Raw genomic sequence first — 16,553 nt, 5'->3', positions numbered from 1 at the left:
GAATTTGGAGGAAGATTTCATGACACATTATGATTTAGTGATTATTGGATTTGGTAAAGCAGGTAAAACGTTAGCTAAGTTTGCGGCGAGTGAAGGTAAAGCCGTCGCAATGATAGAGAAAGATCAGAAAATGTATGGCGGTACATGTATCAACGTCGGATGTATTCCGTCAAAAACATTAATACATGATAGTTTAGAAGGCAGTTCTTTTGCGAGTGCGTTTGATCGTAAACGTGAAGTTGTAGACGCATTAAACAACAAAAACTATCACATGTTGGCAGATACACCAGGGATTGATGTGATTAATGCTACAGCGCAATTTAAATCTAATAAAGAAATCGTATTATTAGATGAAGCAGGACAAGAATTAGATGTCTTAACTGCTGAAGATATTTTAATCAATACAGGTTCTACACCGGTTATCCCAAACATAGAAGGTATTGGAGACTCAAAACACCTTTATGATTCTGCAGGAATTATGGACTTACCATTTAAACCTGAACATTTAGTGATTGTCGGTGCAGGTTATATCGCATTAGAATTTGCGTCACTCTTCGCACGCTTCGGCGTTAAAGTGACAATGTTTGTACATCACGATACATTGTTGCCAAAAGAAGACCGTGAAATTGTTGAACTTATTGAAGAAGATTTGATTCAAGATGGTGTGAACATTGTCTATAATGTAGAAACACAACGCTTTGAAGATCAAGAACGCAGTACAATTGTGCATACATCACAAGGCGAATTTGAAGCAGATGCTGTTTTACTTGCGACAGGTCGTCATCCAAATACTTCAGACCTTGGTTTAGACCATACAGATATCGAAGTCGGCAAACGCGGTGAAATAGAAGTTAACGAACACCTACAAACAGCTGTACCAAACATTTATGCAGCAGGTGACGTTACTGGTGGCTTACAATTCACATATATCTCACTCGATGACTTCAGAATTATTAAAGACAATATCTTTGGTGAAGGTAAACGTACGACAGAAAATCGCGGCGTGGTACCATATTCTATGTTCATTAACCCACCTTTCTCTCGTGTCGGTATGACTAAAGATGAAGCACAAGCTGCAGGTTATGAAGTACACGAAACAAATCTTGCGGTTAAGAATATCCCACGTCATAAAGTAAATAATGATGCACGTGGTATGTTGAAAGCAGTCATAGATGCACAATCAGGTTTAGTACTTGGTGCGACACTGTATTGTCGTAACTCTGAGGAAATTATCAACCTTGTTAAACTAGCGATTGATCAAAACATCCCAGCAGAAGTATTAGCCAACAATATTTATACACACCCTACAATGGCTGAAGCCTTTAATAATATCTTTCAAGTTTAAGTTATAACGAAAGAAAGTGATGCATACTTTGTGTACGCATCACTTTTTTATGTTTATATAAGGTTGTTTTGTTTATCTATTTGATTGTTTCAGCTTATTGTCTTGTTTTGGAAATATACGTAGATGGTTTATCTTTGTCGTAAATTGTTAAACCTGTAATATCTTTCGTATATTTAGCAGGTACGAACAGACTCACAATGTATCCGAATAAGAATGCGATGAAGAATGAAATAATTGATACATAGAATGGTGAGTTCGCGCCACCGATACCTTTTAATAGGTAAGCGACAATAACACCTGTGAATAATCCGACTAAGACACCGAATGTATTCGCACGTTTTGTGAAGATACCAACCGCAAAGATACCTGCTAAAGGTACACCGAATAATCCAGTAACTAATAAGAATAAATCCCATAAGTTGTTAGAATCCGCAGCGATTAAGTAAATCGCAATACCATAGCTTAATAAACCTGCGATAATGATTGTCCAACGTGCAAAGCGAACGTTGCCTTTATCTGTACCTTTACTGAAGAAACGATCTTTAATATCTTCAGAAATACACGCAGAAATCGAGTTCAAACTTGAAGAAATCGTAGATTGCGCTGCCGCAAAGATAGCTGCGATTAATAATCCACCTACAAATGGCGGCATTTGAGTCAAGATAAAGAATGGTACCACTGAAGACGTGTTGAAATCTTGTGGTAACGCTGCTTCGTGTTCATAGAATGAATACATCATTGTACCCATACCATAGAAGATCGGCGCTGAGATTAACGCTAATAAACCGTTAATCCATAATGATTTTTTCGTTTCATCAATAGAGTCTGATGCTTGATAACGTTGTACTACATCTTGACTGGCTGTATATTGATGTAAGTTGTTAAAGATGTTTCCTAGGAAGATGATCGGCAAGGCTGCCGCTGTTGTATTCAACTTCCAGTTATCGACACTCAATAACTTTTTCTCAGCTAATGCATCATGAAGAATTGTGCCGAAACCGCCTTTGATTTCCATCGCACCAATTACGATAATCATGAGGGCACCGCCTAAAAGGATAACACCTTGGATAAAGTCACTCCATACCACCCCTTCGAAACCGCCGAGGAAAGTATAAAGAATACATAAAATCCCTACTAAACTTGCGACTAAATAAGGATTAATGTCAGTAACGGCTGTAATCGCAAGTGTCGGTAAGTAAATAACGATTGCGATACGACCTAAGTGGAACACTACGAAGAGTAATGAACCGAGAACACGGACACTTGGTCCGAAACGTGCTTCAAGATATTCGTAAGCTGACGTTACGCGAAGCTTCTTGAAAAACGGTACGTAGAATGCGATTAAAGCCGGGATAATTGCGACAATCGCGATATTCCCTGCGATATACGACCAGTCAGTTAAAAATGCTTTTTCTGGTGTAGACATAAATGTAATCGCACTTAACGTCGTTGCATAGATTGAGAAACCGATGGCCCACGAAGGAAGGCGTCCACTGGCTGTAAAGAAACTATCTGTGCTTTGACCTGCGCGCTTAGTAAAGTACGCTCCAATTATTAACATGACTACTAGATAGGTAATGACCGCTACCCAGTTCCATGTGCCAAAACCCACTTGTTGCATAAACAACACCCCTTAACGTATTATGTCGGTATTACAAGTTGTATTTATCAATAAGATTATTTAACGCTTCTCTGTTTGATTCATTGAAAGGCGCAAATGGACGTTTCGGCACACCGCCGTCGATACCACGTGATTTTAAGATCTCTTTAAGTGTTGGGTATAAGCCCATGCTTAAAACACCTTCAATAATGTCATTTGTATCATGTTGAATTTGGTAAGCTTCATCAATTTTGCCTTCTTTAGCTAAATCGAAGATTTGACGTGCACGCACACCGTTCACATTATAAGTAGAACCGATGGCACCATCCACGCCTGAAATCGCAGCTTGAACTAACATTTCATCAAACCCTGATAAGATCAGTTTGTCTGGATATGCTTTTCTGATACGTTCTAATAAGAAGAAGTTTGGCGCAGTATATTTCACACCAACAATTTTCTCGTGATTGAACAACTCACCGAATTGTTCGATACTGATGTTGACACCTGTTAAATCAGGAATCGCATAAATAATCATATTATTTTGAGTTGCTTCGATTAAATCGAAGTAATATTGTTTAATCTCTTCGAATGAGAAAGGATAATAGAAAGGTGTTACTGCTGAAATGGCATCATAACCAAGTTCAGTCGCGTATTTACCTAATTCAATCGCTTCATTTAAATCTAATGAGCCTACTTGTGCGATTAATTTCACATCATCGCCGACTGCTTCTTTCGCAAGTCTGAAGATTTGTTTTTTCTGTTCTGTGTTGATTAAGAAGTTTTCACCAGAGCTGCCATTGACATATAAACCGTCTAATTTTTCATGTTCAATCGCGTTTCTCGCTATTTGTTTGAGGCCTTCTTCTTTCACTTGTCCTTGTTCATCAAATGGAACAAGTAACGCAGCATATAAGCCTTTTAATTTTTCTTCCATATCTAAATCCTCCAAGTTAAGTATTAATAGCACAATGGCTATCCTAAACATCCAACAATGTCCCTTGTTTATACTATATTTACACTTTCAATTGTAAACGCTATCATAACCCTACACAACTGGTTTTGAAAGATTGTAACAAAATATGGACAAAATAATGAAAATAATTTTCAAAATTGGATTTACACTTCCTAGTTGAAGTATGCTCTATATATAATGAAGTGGAAGCAGAGGAGGAATCATCTTATGAACCAGATCGCAATAGATATCGGAGGCACAAACATCAAGGCAGCCCTCATCAATGAAAATCAAGAAATTAAAGATTATAAGAAAATCTCAACACCCGATAATGTGCAGACACTGATTATCGATGAAGTGTATCAATTAGCACATGAACTTATCACCAAACATAAGCTAGATAAACCCCATATCGGCATTTCCAGTGCAGGTGTTGTCGATTCAGAATTAGGAGAAATTGTTTATACTGGTCCAACTATTAAAAACTTTGATGGTACGAATTTTCGTCGTTCTTTAAAAGACTTATATTCATCAATGACCGTACACAATGATGTGGATGCAGCCCTACTTGGAGAATTATCACTCAATGATTATGAAGAGGATAATATTTTTTGTTTAACTTTAGGCACAGGCATCGGCGGTGCATTTTATAATCAACAATTAGGTGTTTATGGTGGTGCACGTTATCGTGCGAATGAAATCGGCTATTTATTATATCGAGACACTGATCAAAAAACGTTTGAACAACGTGCTTCAACGTCAGCCCTCAAAGCTTTGATGCAAGAACGAGATTTTCAATATGGTACTGACGTACCGAAGTTATTTGAACTTGCACAAACAAATGATAAACAGGCACAAGCTATCTTAGAAGAATGGGCAACTTATGTCGCTGAAGGCATCGCTCAAATTCAAATCATTTATGATCCAGGCTTGATTTTAATCGGCGGCGGTATCTCTTCACAAGGTGAAAATCTTATCCAATACATTGAACCTAAAATCAATCAATTCTTGCCACCAAACTATGGACACGCACCTATCCAAACAACAAAAACTGAAAATCACGCTGCGTTATTTGGCGCAATTACCGAAGGTTAAAGAAAAACCGCGCACTATCTCAGAAGGTCTTAAAACCCTTGATAGTACGCGGTTTATTTAGTGTTCCGTATGTCTTACTGCAGACAACCGTTAGCCTTACTTGTCTTCGCCTTTCTCTAATACTGTGCGACGTGTACGTTGATAAAGTTGATTCATATAATCATTGTTCAATAATAAGTAACAGATTATGTCCATCAAGAATGTAGTCGCAGTTTGTGTATTAATAAAGCGTGCATCATTGACGTTCGACTTCGCAGAAGTAATCAAAACTAAGTCTGCATGTTTCGTAATCAGACTGCCTTTATAATTAGTGACCACAGCCACAAAGGCACCTTGTTCATGTGCAATCTTAGCCGCATCTGCCAATTCTTGAGTTTCACCGCTATTAGAAATACCGACAAACATATCTTGTGAAGATAACAATGAAGCTGAAATTTTCATTTGATGCGCATCCGTTGAGACATTACCTCGAATACCCATACGCATCGTACGGTAATAAAACTCACTCGCAGTTAAGCCAGAACTTCCTAGTCCTGCATAACTGACTTGTCTGCTGGTCTTTAAGTAATGCGCAAACCGTTTAATCTTCTCTTCTGAGATAAACTCTCCCGTTTGTTGAATAATATTTTGATGATAACGGTGTATCAATTGAACTAAAGGTGCATTCTCCACAACTTTCTCTGATTTTTCATGTTGTAAATTGAATTTCATATCTTGGAAATTATGATATTCCAACTTATTACTAAATCTAGTAATAGTAGCCGGAGAGGTGCCTATCGCATGTGCTAAAGAATTAATCGTTGAGAAACGATCATCTAATTCATTGGTACGGATAAACTCAATAATCTTCTTATCCATTTTAGTCAGTAAATGGCGGCTACGTTGAACACGATTTTCAAACTTCATGCCTCTTCACTCCCCTTAAGGTATTACATTTACTCTATTATATATGAAAATCTTTTTCAAATGATAGTAAAGAATTGAATATAAATTTCATCGTGTTATGATATGAGTAACTTAACCGACAACCTTTGAACTACTATATTTACAAATTAACAATATTTTGGAGTGTGTGCTTATGTTACCACAAGGTTTAATAGTTTCTTGTCAGGCTTTGCCTGATGAACCGTTACATTCATCATTTATTATGTCAAAAATGGCACTTGCTGCGTACCAAGCCGGTGCAGTCGGTATTCGCGCAAACAGTAAAGAAGATATCATCGCAATTAAAGAAGAAGTACCGTTACCTGTTATCGGTATCGTTAAAAGAGATTATCCAGGTTCAAAAGTATATATTACTGCGACTTCAAAAGAAGTCGATGAACTGATTGAAAGTAAATGTGAGGTCATCGCGCTAGATGCGACAAAACAAGAACGTCCGAAAGAAACGTTAGAAGAACTTGTTGCTTATATTCGTGAAAAAGCACCAAACGTTGAAATCATGGCTGATATCTCTACAATTGAAGAAGCAAAACATGCGGATGAGCTTGGCTTTGATTACGTAGGTACAACATTACGCGGATATACAGACTATACTCAAGGTCATATCCTATATGAAAACAACTTCGCATTCTTAAGGGAAGTCTTAGATCAAGTAAATGCGAAAGTCATCGCTGAAGGTAATGTGATTACACCAGAAATGTATAAAGCAGTCAGTGATTTAGGTGTACACTGTACGGTTGTCGGCGGTGCGATTACACGTCCGAAACAAATTACAGAACGTTTTATTAACGCCGTAAAAGAATAGTCATACTACTTGGAGGATTAGAAATGCAACTCTACAACTTAAGAAATAAACAACTTGCCAGTCAATATGTCGCAATCGAATTCTTGAAACAAATTAAAGCACGCCCTGACGCTGTCTTAGGACTAGCTACAGGCTCGACGATGACAGATTTATATACTCAGCTCTCAGATTTATTAAATGCGAATCACGTCGATGTCAGTGGTGTCAGAACGTTCAACTTAGATGAATACGTTGGTGCAGGTCCAAAAGATCTGCATAGCTATTATGCGTACATGCATCAACGTTTCTTTAACCAAAATGAACAATGGAATGAAGACAATATCTATATTCCTAGCGGTGTAGCTGAAGACTTAGATCAAGAAGCAAAACATTACGAAGATGCGCTTAAAGCTGTCGGTCAACCTGACATCCAAATTTTAGGTATCGGTGAAAATGGTCATATCGGTTTCAACGAACCCGGTACGCCTTTCGATAGCCAAACAAGAGTCGTAGACCTTACACCTTCTACGATGCATGCGAACAGTGTCCATTTCAAACACTCAGAAGATGTACCGAAACAAGCACTGTCTATGGGCCTTTCTTCTATCATGCGCGCAAAACGTATTATCTTACTCGCATTCGGAGATAAGAAAATCGATGCGATACAACGACTCGTTAACGGTGAAACTACAGAAGATTTACCTGCGTCTATCCTTCACAACCACGATAATGTAGAAATCATTGTAGATGACGTCATTTATCAAGCGATTAAATAATGACTGATACCATTATCAATATTAAAAATGCCTTTGAGGACAATATGATGTCTTCAAAGGCATTTTATAGTTAGAACCACTTTTTCTTCTTAAAGATTAACAACAATACCACTACGATAATGATAGAAAATGCGATGAAAATAAAGTAGTTGTACTGACCATGCAGCTCTGGCATGTTTGTGAAATTCATGCCATACCAACCCGCTAAGAAAGATAACGGGAAGAAGATGGATGAAATAATTGTCAGCACATTAATCACTGAATTAATACGACTTGAGTGATAAGACTGATTATTGTCTTTAATATCATCCGTCAATGCTTCACAAGATTCTAATGTTGCATTTTGATGTTTCAAATGGTTATAAATTTGATGATACAAACGTGCTTTATCTTGACCGCTGTCATAAATATCTAATGTCTGAATCGCATTGACCATTTGTTCCATCGGCAGTAATATCCGCTTCAACTTAATAATCTCAGACCGTATCTCATACACTTGCTTCATAAATGCACGTCGTTGTTTACGATTCTCTTCTTCGTATTGAAAAGAAAACACCTGATCTTCAATCGCATTGACATAAGAGAAATAAGACTCTACAATCCCGTTCAATAACTTCAATGCGATTAATCCAGCATCTCGTTTTACTTTATTTGTCTTAACAGCATCAAACAACTGTGTCACCGTTTGAAGTTCAGCATCATGAACCGTAATCACATGATTACCATCTATCGTAATCCCTAATGGTTCCGCTTCAAAGTCCTTTCCATCTATCGCATGCATCAATAAATGTTCAACATCATTTTGAGCATCATGGTAGAGGTTCGGCCGTCTTAATGTATATATAGAAGCTGTAATCTCTTGAATATTCAATTCAAATGTTGTTGCGAGAAAATGCGTTTCTTCTTTCGTCGGCTGGATACAATCATACCAAGTAAACACACTTTCTTTTGGCACTTTTTCAACTTTATCTGTCGCAATAACTTCATGATCTGGTGTCACATATATACAACGTATCGCCATAGTGTACGCTCCTTTCTCTTTCTTATTTTGTATTTTAATTACCCTAATGAAAGAAAAAGTTTCATATACCTACAAAAACACTATCTTCCCTGATGATTCAAAAGAAGATAGTGTCTGTTTATATTTATTTTTACATACATTAGACAAAGTCTCGCCACGTTCACGCCTGTAATAAAACATTATGACACCTATAGGGACTACAATAAATTGAATGAAACGTGAAACAGAACCTAATACAATGATACTGACCATATTATAGTGAAAAGCCATCGAAATAATTAATGCGACTAAACATGCCGTAATGAACGCATTGAACTGATACAAAATCTTACGCTTTACTACCGAAAACTGACGTCTATCTTTCATCAACATGACAATGTGGGAATCATTGAAAGTAACGTCATTTATCAAACTATCAAATAAAGACTAACTATTTTAAAACAATACGCTTCCACTTCCGAATCTTAGTTCTAAATGTTCCAAATGGCGCTACAGTATTAATATGAATAAACTTGTAGACTTCCCACACGGCTTTCTTGGTTGCTCCGTCAGCCCATTTGCGCATATGAGGTTCAAATAACACTGCATTACCCATTGCGTCTATCATCTCACATATCGCATCTACGTTGTCATTAAGTCGAGATGTCAGTTCTTCAATGGTTAAACCAGCATACATATCATTAAACCATTGATAAAGTGCTCCTAGTTGATTCCATTTAAATGTTTCAGTAGGCGTTTTAACTTCTTTCCCTTTAAGTTCGTCTGATTCCCATTTTAATATCAGTGTCGTCCACCCCACTTGATAGGCTAGATTCTCTGCAGGTGTTCTATCCACCTCATCAATTTTTAAATCCTTCAAATCTTCGGGTATTTCATCGAATTCATCAATATACTTTTTATAAGTTTTTAATATCTCTGCTTTAAGCGCTTCTTTATCCGCATAGGTTCTCATGTCTAACCCCCTTTAAAACTCTCTACTCTTTTTATGCTTGTTTACGTCGTTGTTTTGCAATCAATAAGACAAGTGGTAAGACAACATAACCGATGACCATCGCAGTAATCGCGAAGTAGTTTGGCTCAATATGATGTGGAGTCGCAATAGAGAATTGGCCTTTCCAATCAAACTTCACAAGTAGAATAACTGTTAAAACCAATCCAATAACTGGTAAAACCACATCTGTGAATTTGTTTTTATAAACATTCGGCAATATCTCCCCACGTTCACGATTATAATAAAACATGATGACACCAATAGGGACTACAATGAATTGAACAAAACGTGAAACAGAACTTAATACGATGATACTGACCATATTATATTGAAAGGCCATCGGAATAATTAATGCGACCAAAAATGTCGTAATGAACGCATTGAACGGAAAATCATATTTCGTTCTTTGTTTAAACCATGCGGGTACTTGGTTTTCATTCGCAATCGCTTCTAAAATTCTTGGTGTTGAGAATGATCCCGCAATACTGATACCTACCATAGAGATTAAAGCACCATATAAGATGATATTCGAAATGACAGGTGATTTAAACACAGTCACTAAAGATACCACGTGTTTGCTGGTTAAGACTGCGGTTGGGTTAATCATCATAATGACCGCAATAATACTAATATAAATCACTGCGATAATTAAAATCGCTAATGGAATCGCACGTGGTAAATTCTTTTCTGGTGCTTTCATATCCTCCGCACCACTTGCGACACTTTCAAAACCTACGAAGGCATAGAACGCCGCAATGACTGCCATCACAAAGGTTGATGTGTTTAACTGAGAAACATCGACTAATTGATTAATATCATTAAAGTGAGAATGACCAGTCATCATCACGATGATAAAACCAACAATAATGGTTGTGATCAAGGCTGCGAGTTTACCGATAGTGGCTAAGTTGTTGAAAAAGGCGAATACTTTATTCCCTGTCACATTCATTAATAGTAAAATCACCATCAAAATTAATAAGCCTATAGTCACTGATACAAAATCTTGGGCATTACCGCCGAAAATTGCGAGTGTCGTTTTTACAACTGCAGTCGCAATCACACCCCAAGCAATACTTGCCGCAACAAAGCGTGTAATCCCTACATAGAAACCTACATTCTCACCAAATGCTGCTGTGGCATAAGCATAAGATGCCCCGCTTTTATTCACATATTTCGCTGCGGCTGCGAAAGTAATCGCTAATACTGCCGCAAAGATTGCAGCGGCGACATAAACTACTAAAGTATACTTACCTGCTTTTTGAATAACCGCTCCAGGTGATAAGAAAATACCTGAACCGATAATAGAGTTAATCGCTAAAAGGACAATAGACCAAAATCCTAGTTTTTTCATGTTGTCATCTTCTTTCAATTTGATCCACAAAATCTTTAAATAAAGCATCCATACTGTTTTCATGCCACAACATTTCAGGGTGCCACTGAATACCGACCATATATGGATATGATTCTGATTCAAAGGCTTCAATCACCCCATCATTAGATTGTGCCATGACTCTGAAGCCTTCTGCGAGTTGATTAACGACTTGGTGATGGAAAGAGTTCACATAGAATCGACCTTCAGGAAATAACGCACTTAGACGTGTGTTCGGAAAGACTCTGATTTCATGTGTCTTCTCAGTCGGGTTTGTTGGTTGCCAATGTCTGAGTGATTGTATTTGACGATATGACGTATCTTGGAATAAAGAACCACCGTGGAAAACATTTAAGACTTGTGCACCACGACAAATCCCTAGAATTGGTATAAAGCGTTCTTTCGCTTTCTCTATCAATTTAAAATCAAACACATCTCTCGCAAGTAATGTTTCACCTAATTTGTCTTGCGGGTCTTCATTGTATAGTTGTGGACTGACATCTTGTCCCCCGCTTAAGAGTAAAGCATCTACTTGTCTGATTTGTGCTTCTATAATGTCATCGTTATCTGTTATAGGAATAACCATCGGCACAGCGCCTTGTTTCACAATCGAGCGGATATAATCCTGATTGACATAACAACGCTTATAGCCTGGAAACATTCCTGCTTGATCCGTTAATATATTTGCGGAAATACCTATCGTTTTCATGATGTCTGCCTCCTGTTGTTGAATAATTTTAATTATAGTGAGACCGTCGGAATTGTCAATGTGAATTCATAATTTTCAGATATCACCCCAATAAAAAAGACAACCTCCAATTGGAAGTTGCCTTTTAGAATCTATAAATTAAATGATTTTTTGTAACTTTATTAATGCGTTTCTGATTTCTACAAGCTCTTCATATGAGAAAGTATCTGCGCATTTTTTACTAAAATCATGAATATAATCATTAATACTCTCTTTATATTCTAGTCCTTTTTCACCTAGACCAATGATGGATGAACGTTTATCATGGTCATCTTTATACAGATAGATATAATCTTTTTGTTTCAACTTTTGAAGTTGTTGGCTGATGGCACTTTTAGAGACATCTAAACGTTGTGCTAATTCACTTGGTTTCATATCTTGGTTTTCTACTAAGATGGTCATAATCACATGTTGCTGATTGTTTAATTTAAAATGTGAATACTCTCGTTCTTGCTGCATGTATTCTATCGCAATCTCTTCGTTAATTTTGGTGATTTCCTGAGCGACATGTTCAATTTGCGTTAGGTTTGATTGTGTCATGTTTACGACTTCCTTTTTTCACTGTTTTTAATTCAATAACTGTTGTTTGATCTGCTTGTGTTTCATTATAAGGGGCTTCTGTTGCGTTCTCAACGTTCACTTCAGTTGCTTCTGTGACTACAGTTTCTTTTTTCTTGAACCAGTTTTTCGGGTTTAATTTGCTTTTGTATTTTTTAACGACTTGTTTACCAAGCAATACGATTGATACTAAAATATTAACTTCTCCAAATACTAAGACACTGCCGATAATAATTCCTTTAAGTTTTAACGCAATCGGTAAGAATCCGATAAGTGCTGCAACACCGTACATCGCTGCTCCAATAATTAAAAGTGTAATTCCTATTTTAAATTTTTTCGATTTATTTTTAAGCATAATAACCGCCTACCTTTTCCTTGTTTTATTTAATTAGTTTAGTTAACTTAACTAAATTATAAGTGGCGTTTTAAAATTTGTAAACCCCTAAGCTCAACTTTTTTTAAATTTTTTGATTTGCTTCATATCAATACGCTTTAAAGCCTTGTCACTAAAGGATTTCTTTTGAAAATAAATAAAAAAAATCCTCTTTCATTAATGAGATACTCACATGAAAGAGGATGAAAAAGACTAATTTCATTTGTATTAAGTTAAAAGTTTACTTTGAGCCGCTTCGCCAAATTAATAATCAGCACGATAAACAACACTGTCAAAATAATACTGCCTTCGATACCCATCGTACCGCCAGTCAGTATGTTATCCGTATGATATTTCGTTTTAAACAAACTGAAATTCAGTTCATTTCCACTGACATTAATCCCATAAATACAACCTTGTACGAAGTTCCATATAATATGGAACCCAGCAACTGTCCAAATCGTACCGTCGATTCTGTAGATTAAAGACAAGACAATACCGACTAAGAATATATTCGTAACACCGACAATGGAAATATTAGGGTTCATTCCATGGAGTAAGGTGAAGACCACTGCTGAACACACAATCGCAAAACGATCACCATATCGCTGTGTTAAACGTGTTTGGAGATATCCACGCATCAAAAGTTCTTCTGCGCTTGCTTGAATACAAAATCCAATAAATGCTAAACCGATACCTAATAACACCGTTTGATTCAGCGTATTACCGACAATTGAAATATTTCCAAATAACACTAAAATTAAAATCACTACAGAGAAGACGATAAAGCCGAATAAGCCTCCGATACCTAGCTTTCTAAAAGCATATGTACGGTAAATACCGACTGAACTTAACGGAAGGTGCTCTCTGTTATGTACATACCAAAAGAGAATTAATATTGAAAATATAAATGGGACAGGAAGTAGAATGACTTCTTGAAGGGGATGATTTCTGACCATTAAATAAAAAGGCCCCGCAAACAACCCGCCACCTAGCATCATCAAGATGGATAAGAGTGAAAACTTAAGCCAACTTCCCTTATAATGTTGTGTAAATTGATTTTCCATAAGTTGTTCTCCATTATATAATTAGTATAGTTTATCTATTTAATTTTCTCACAATCGGATATCTACCGCAAATATTATTTTTTAACTTCATTAATCAAAGGACGTGACATCTATGACGCTATTTAACATCATCTTAGTACTTATCATGTTTTTAGCTATTGACTATTTGGCTAATCTCGGTAAAAAGAAAAACGCATTTCTACAAACAGCACTCTTAAGTACACTCTTAATCTTGACCGCTTTTATTGCTTTACTGCTAGGCGTATCTATTATCTTATTAATAAGCGCTGTCATTGACTTGGGTAATGATTTATTCATAACGGGACTCTTAATGATTTTAACAAGTGGAATTATTGAATTTTTCTTACTTCGTTATTTCATCAAACGTTGGTTCAATGATGTATGGACCTTAACTGTCGTTGAATATTTCATCCAATGGTTATTAGTCTATCTCACACTCTATCAAGTGATGACACAGTCATTATCTAGAATTAAATTAGAAGTCGACATCCATACGCTGTTTCATATCTTGAATATCGAAGCTTTGAATTTAACGTTATTGCCTGTGCTTTTAATCAGTTGGATCTCCCTCATCATGCATAAGATTAATCTCAGACAATGAAAAAAACCTATCCTCGCATATATGGATAGGTTTTTGAAGTTCGTTTAATATTCAATGTCTTTTGCGAATGGGATAGAGATTTGCGCCCCTGCTTTTTGAACTGTATAAGATGCTGCTTTATTCGCAAAATCAATCGCAGTTTCTAAATTCATTTGTTTCACGTCAAACGCACTGACAAATGCGCCAATAAAAGTATCTCCGGCTGCTGTTGTATCCACAACATCAACTTTATATGCTTTGACTAAGCCAGAGTTGCCTTTGACTGCGTAATATGTTCCTTGTGCACCGATAGTAATTAATACCACTTTAATTCCTAAGCTTAAGAAATAGTCTGCGTTTTGAGCCATTGATTTTTCATCCGTCACTGGAATACCAGATAAGATTTCCGCTTCAAACTCATTCGGAATAATCACATCTATAAGCCCTAATAATTCTTCAGGTAATTCGCTCGCTGGCGCTGGATTTAAAATCGTTGTAATACCATGCTTACGCGCAATTTCAAACGCACGGATAATCGCCGGTACAGGGACTTCTAATTGTGCCACTACATAATCCGCTTCTTTAATCACTGCTTCTGCTTGTGCCACATCTTCAGGTGTAATATCCATGTTCGCACCGCCATAGACGTAGATGGTATTACTGCCGTCTTTATCTACTGTAATAAATGCTTGGCCCGTATCTGCTGTTTCTGATTCTGTAATATACTCGGTATTCATTCCTGCTTCTTTGAAACCTTCAAACATAAAGTCAGCTAAACCATCTTTACCGACTTTTGAAATAAACGTGGTATCTGCGTTCATACGTGCTGTCGCAATCGCTTGATTCGCACCTTTACCCCCGCCGTATTTCTTTTGTCCTTCTTTGACATGCAAGGTTTCACCAGGTTTCGCATAACGCTCAACAGTTAAGAACTGATCCACATTCGTTGAACCTAAAATTACTACTTTATTCGTCATACTGTATCTCTCCTCGCTTAAAATGTCACATTAGATTCTAAAATAATATTTGAAAATGGTGTGATTTCACCTGTACGTATATTGCCTTTATTTAATGGATGACTTAAGTAGGCTTTCATTTCTGTATGTGGAATAAATTCAATCTCTACATCATCCTCTAACAGTGCTTTAATTTGTTTTAGCTGCGCTGGGTTATGTGTTTTAATTTCTTCAGCTAAATAGATTTTTTGAATCTTCATTTCTGTTAAGACTGTTTCTAGCACATCAATAAAGCGTGGCAACTCTTTTGTGACCGCTAAATCAATTCTACGTGCATCATTTGGAATCGGCATACCCGCATCATTAATGGTTAATAAATCAAAGTGGCCGATTGTCGCAATGGCTTGTGAAACATGACTATTTAATACAGGGGTTTTCTTCATTTCTATTCCCTCCAAAATTATTTAATAAAGACTGTGACTGTTGCGGCAGCTAAAATTAACACTAAACCAACCATCGTAATCAACATTTCTTTCTTCGTCTTACGTTGATTTAAGAAATAAATACCTGTTAACGTCGCAAGAACCACTGACGTTTGAGATAAAATAAAGCCTGTCGCAAGACCGTTCATATCTGGTTGTGCTGAAATTAAGTAAGTTAACGCCGCAAATGCGAAGAAGAAACCTGAAATGATTTGAAGCCATGTAATCTTATTCTTAAATGGATTGTCTTTCTTCATCATTGTTAAACCATAGATCACTGCGACGAGAACCATACCCATAGCTTGAGGTAAGAAGGCTGCTTTTCCTCCGATATCTGTCGCTTGTGGTGCAGCTGAATATAGCCAATATCCAATTTCACCAATCAGCAAGATAACCACTGCTTTCTTTAAGTTACCGCTGTTTTGTTCCTCAGGATGTTCACTCCATACTGTCATACGTGCACCGATTAAAATCACAATTAACGCCACAAAACCGATAATTTTATTGCTTAGTCCTGGCCAGTTACCTAACGCAAAAACACCCCATAATGAAGCACCAAGCAATTGGAAAGCTGTTGTGACTGGCATTGCTCTTGAAGAACCGATGAGTTCAAAGGCTTTGAATGTTAAAATTTGGCCGAAACACCAACCTGCCCCAGAAAGCAACGCAAACATTAAGTTCATACCTGTCGGGAAGTGTTGGGCTGTCAATCCCGCAAAGACTAACGCAAAGATTAATGTCCCTACCGTCGTTCCGATAATTTGATGGACCGGTTTACCTCCGAACTTTGACGCAATCGTCGGGAATAAACCCCAACCAAGCAATGGACCTAAACCAATAAGTAAAGCGACTAGATTCATGAATAACACCTCTATTTTTTTCTAAGTGGATTT

At 37.0% G+C, this 16,553-nt stretch carries 18 protein-coding genes; 5 read left to right on the top strand and 13 right to left on the bottom strand.

Annotated features, from left to right (window positions below):
• Positions 1-19: 19 nt before the first annotated feature.
• Positions 20-1,345: a hypothiocyanous acid reductase MerA gene (gene merA, locus MUA87_RS00435; protein WP_002480216.1), complete on the top strand. Its 1,326-nt coding sequence runs from the start codon at positions 20-22 to the stop codon at positions 1,343-1,345.
• Between the two features lie 94 nt (positions 1,346-1,439).
• Here merA and MUA87_RS00430 read toward each other — a convergent pair whose 3' ends face one another.
• Both MUA87_RS00430 and MUA87_RS00425 read right to left on the bottom strand, forming a co-directional pair.
• On the bottom strand, positions 1,440-2,966 hold the full coding sequence (locus MUA87_RS00430) for a sodium:solute symporter family protein (RefSeq protein ID WP_002480217.1): 1,527 nt from the start codon (positions 2,964-2,966) through the stop codon (positions 1,440-1,442).
• Positions 2,967-2,997: 31 nt separating this feature from the next.
• Positions 2,998-3,879 (bottom strand): N-acetylneuraminate lyase, encoded by an 882-nt coding sequence (locus MUA87_RS00425; protein WP_002480218.1) that lies wholly within the window; start codon positions 3,877-3,879, stop codon positions 2,998-3,000.
• Positions 3,880-4,125: 246 nt separating this feature from the next.
• On the opposite strand from MUA87_RS00425, the gene MUA87_RS00420 reads away from it, so the two are divergent.
• Positions 4,126-4,992, top strand: a complete 867-nt coding sequence (locus tag MUA87_RS00420; protein WP_023014826.1) for an ROK family protein — start codon at positions 4,126-4,128, stop codon at positions 4,990-4,992.
• Between the two features lie 96 nt (positions 4,993-5,088).
• Here MUA87_RS00420 and MUA87_RS00415 read toward each other — a convergent pair whose 3' ends face one another.
• Positions 5,089-5,898 carry a MurR/RpiR family transcriptional regulator gene (locus MUA87_RS00415; RefSeq protein WP_023014827.1) on the bottom strand — a complete coding sequence of 270 codons (810 nt, stop codon included), beginning with the start codon at positions 5,896-5,898 and terminating at the stop codon, positions 5,089-5,091.
• A 172-nt stretch (positions 5,899-6,070) separates the two neighbouring features.
• Between MUA87_RS00415 and MUA87_RS00410 the strand changes: the two genes are divergently transcribed.
• Together MUA87_RS00410 and nagB are read left to right on the top strand one after the other, a co-directional pair.
• Entirely contained in the window at positions 6,071-6,739 is a 669-nt protein-coding gene (locus tag MUA87_RS00410; RefSeq protein WP_002480221.1) for an N-acetylmannosamine-6-phosphate 2-epimerase, read from the top strand.
• Positions 6,740-6,762: 23 nt separating this feature from the next.
• Positions 6,763-7,494: a glucosamine-6-phosphate deaminase gene (gene nagB / locus MUA87_RS00405; protein WP_023014828.1), complete on the top strand. Its 732-nt coding sequence runs from the start codon at positions 6,763-6,765 to the stop codon at positions 7,492-7,494.
• A 70-nt stretch (positions 7,495-7,564) separates the two neighbouring features.
• Here nagB and MUA87_RS00400 read toward each other — a convergent pair whose 3' ends face one another.
• From MUA87_RS00400 to MUA87_RS00370, 7 genes are all read right to left on the bottom strand, one after another.
• Positions 7,565-8,515, bottom strand: a complete 951-nt coding sequence (locus MUA87_RS00400; RefSeq protein WP_105978264.1) for a CorA family divalent cation transporter — start codon at positions 8,513-8,515, stop codon at positions 7,565-7,567.
• 430 nt (positions 8,516-8,945) lie between these two features.
• On the bottom strand, positions 8,946-9,467 hold the full coding sequence (locus tag MUA87_RS00395; protein WP_105978263.1) for a ClbS/DfsB family four-helix bundle protein: 522 nt from the start codon (positions 9,465-9,467) through the stop codon (positions 8,946-8,948).
• Positions 9,468-9,498: 31 nt separating this feature from the next.
• Positions 9,499-10,857 (bottom strand): APC family permease, encoded by a 1,359-nt coding sequence (locus MUA87_RS00390; RefSeq protein WP_107539870.1) that lies wholly within the window; start codon positions 10,855-10,857, stop codon positions 9,499-9,501.
• A 4-nt stretch (positions 10,858-10,861) separates the two neighbouring features.
• Positions 10,862-11,584 (bottom strand): gamma-glutamyl-gamma-aminobutyrate hydrolase family protein, encoded by a 723-nt coding sequence (locus MUA87_RS00385; protein ID WP_023014831.1) that lies wholly within the window; start codon positions 11,582-11,584, stop codon positions 10,862-10,864.
• A gap of 138 nt (positions 11,585-11,722) precedes the next feature.
• Positions 11,723-12,163 carry a MarR family winged helix-turn-helix transcriptional regulator gene (locus tag MUA87_RS00380; protein ID WP_002480227.1) on the bottom strand — a complete coding sequence of 147 codons (441 nt, stop codon included), beginning with the start codon at positions 12,161-12,163 and terminating at the stop codon, positions 11,723-11,725.
• Positions 12,135-12,536 carry a transporter suffix domain-containing protein gene (locus tag MUA87_RS00375; RefSeq protein WP_002480228.1) on the bottom strand — a complete coding sequence of 134 codons (402 nt, stop codon included), beginning with the start codon at positions 12,534-12,536 and terminating at the stop codon, positions 12,135-12,137. Before MUA87_RS00375 ends, MUA87_RS00380 begins: the two co-directional genes overlap by 29 nt.
• Before the next feature lie 251 nt (positions 12,537-12,787).
• Complete coding sequence (locus MUA87_RS00370; protein WP_002480229.1) at positions 12,788-13,621, bottom strand: CPBP family intramembrane glutamic endopeptidase; 834 nt, start codon at positions 13,619-13,621, stop codon at positions 12,788-12,790.
• Positions 13,622-13,733: 112 nt separating this feature from the next.
• On the opposite strand from MUA87_RS00370, the gene MUA87_RS00365 reads away from it, so the two are divergent.
• Entirely contained in the window at positions 13,734-14,243 is a 510-nt protein-coding gene (locus tag MUA87_RS00365) for an SA1002 family membrane protein (RefSeq protein ID WP_023014832.1), read from the top strand.
• A gap of 44 nt (positions 14,244-14,287) precedes the next feature.
• On the opposite strand, the gene rbsK is transcribed toward MUA87_RS00365, so the two are convergent.
• From rbsK to rbsU, 3 genes are read right to left on the bottom strand one after another with little or no spacing between them, the layout of a single operon-like run.
• Positions 14,288-15,199 carry a ribokinase gene (gene rbsK, locus MUA87_RS00360; RefSeq protein ID WP_106420936.1) on the bottom strand — a complete coding sequence of 304 codons (912 nt, stop codon included), beginning with the start codon at positions 15,197-15,199 and terminating at the stop codon, positions 14,288-14,290.
• Positions 15,200-15,216: 17 nt separating this feature from the next.
• Positions 15,217-15,621 carry a D-ribose pyranase gene (gene rbsD / locus MUA87_RS00355; RefSeq protein ID WP_023014834.1) on the bottom strand — a complete coding sequence of 135 codons (405 nt, stop codon included), beginning with the start codon at positions 15,619-15,621 and terminating at the stop codon, positions 15,217-15,219.
• A gap of 17 nt (positions 15,622-15,638) precedes the next feature.
• Positions 15,639-16,520, bottom strand: a complete 882-nt coding sequence (gene rbsU / locus MUA87_RS00350; RefSeq protein ID WP_002480233.1) for a ribose/proton symporter RbsU — start codon at positions 16,518-16,520, stop codon at positions 15,639-15,641.
• Positions 16,521-16,553: the final 33 nt, after the last annotated feature.

It is taken from the genome of Staphylococcus simulans, from assembly GCF_025561465.1.
GTDB classification, from domain to species: Bacteria; Bacillota; Bacilli; order Staphylococcales; family Staphylococcaceae; genus Staphylococcus; species Staphylococcus simulans.
The sequence above is the reverse complement of the archived record's forward strand: the minus strand, read 5'-3'. Positions and strand labels throughout refer to the sequence as shown.

Coding starts and splice junctions, on each gene's coding strand:
- merA (WP_002480216.1), top strand. CDS start 20: ATGACACATTATGATTTAGTGATTATTGGATTTGGTAAAGCAGGTAAA.
- MUA87_RS00430 (WP_002480217.1), bottom strand. CDS start 2,966: ATGCAACAAGTGGGTTTTGGCACATGGAACTGGGTAGCGGTCATTACC.
- MUA87_RS00425 (WP_002480218.1), bottom strand. CDS start 3,879: ATGGAAGAAAAATTAAAAGGCTTATATGCTGCGTTACTTGTTCCATTT.
- MUA87_RS00420 (WP_023014826.1), top strand. CDS start 4,126: ATGAACCAGATCGCAATAGATATCGGAGGCACAAACATCAAGGCAGCC.
- MUA87_RS00415 (WP_023014827.1), bottom strand. CDS start 5,898: ATGAAGTTTGAAAATCGTGTTCAACGTAGCCGCCATTTACTGACTAAA.
- MUA87_RS00410 (WP_002480221.1), top strand. CDS start 6,071: ATGTTACCACAAGGTTTAATAGTTTCTTGTCAGGCTTTGCCTGATGAA.
- nagB (WP_023014828.1), top strand. CDS start 6,763: ATGCAACTCTACAACTTAAGAAATAAACAACTTGCCAGTCAATATGTC.
- MUA87_RS00400 (WP_105978264.1), bottom strand. CDS start 8,515: ATGGCGATACGTTGTATATATGTGACACCAGATCATGAAGTTATTGCG.
- MUA87_RS00395 (WP_105978263.1), bottom strand. CDS start 9,467: ATGAGAACCTATGCGGATAAAGAAGCGCTTAAAGCAGAGATATTAAAA.
- MUA87_RS00390 (WP_107539870.1), bottom strand. CDS start 10,857: ATGAAAAAACTAGGATTTTGGTCTATTGTCCTTTTAGCGATTAACTCT.
- MUA87_RS00385 (WP_023014831.1), bottom strand. CDS start 11,584: ATGAAAACGATAGGTATTTCCGCAAATATATTAACGGATCAAGCAGGA.
- MUA87_RS00380 (WP_002480227.1), bottom strand. CDS start 12,163: ATGACACAATCAAACCTAACGCAAATTGAACATGTCGCTCAGGAAATC.
- MUA87_RS00375 (WP_002480228.1), bottom strand. CDS start 12,536: ATGCTTAAAAATAAATCGAAAAAATTTAAAATAGGAATTACACTTTTA.
- MUA87_RS00370 (WP_002480229.1), bottom strand. CDS start 13,621: ATGGAAAATCAATTTACACAACATTATAAGGGAAGTTGGCTTAAGTTT.
- MUA87_RS00365 (WP_023014832.1), top strand. CDS start 13,734: ATGACGCTATTTAACATCATCTTAGTACTTATCATGTTTTTAGCTATT.
- rbsK (WP_106420936.1), bottom strand. CDS start 15,199: ATGACGAATAAAGTAGTAATTTTAGGTTCAACGAATGTGGATCAGTTC.
- rbsD (WP_023014834.1), bottom strand. CDS start 15,621: ATGAAGAAAACCCCTGTATTAAATAGTCATGTTTCACAAGCCATTGCG.
- rbsU (WP_002480233.1), bottom strand. CDS start 16,520: ATGAATCTAGTCGCTTTACTTATTGGTTTAGGTCCATTGCTTGGTTGG.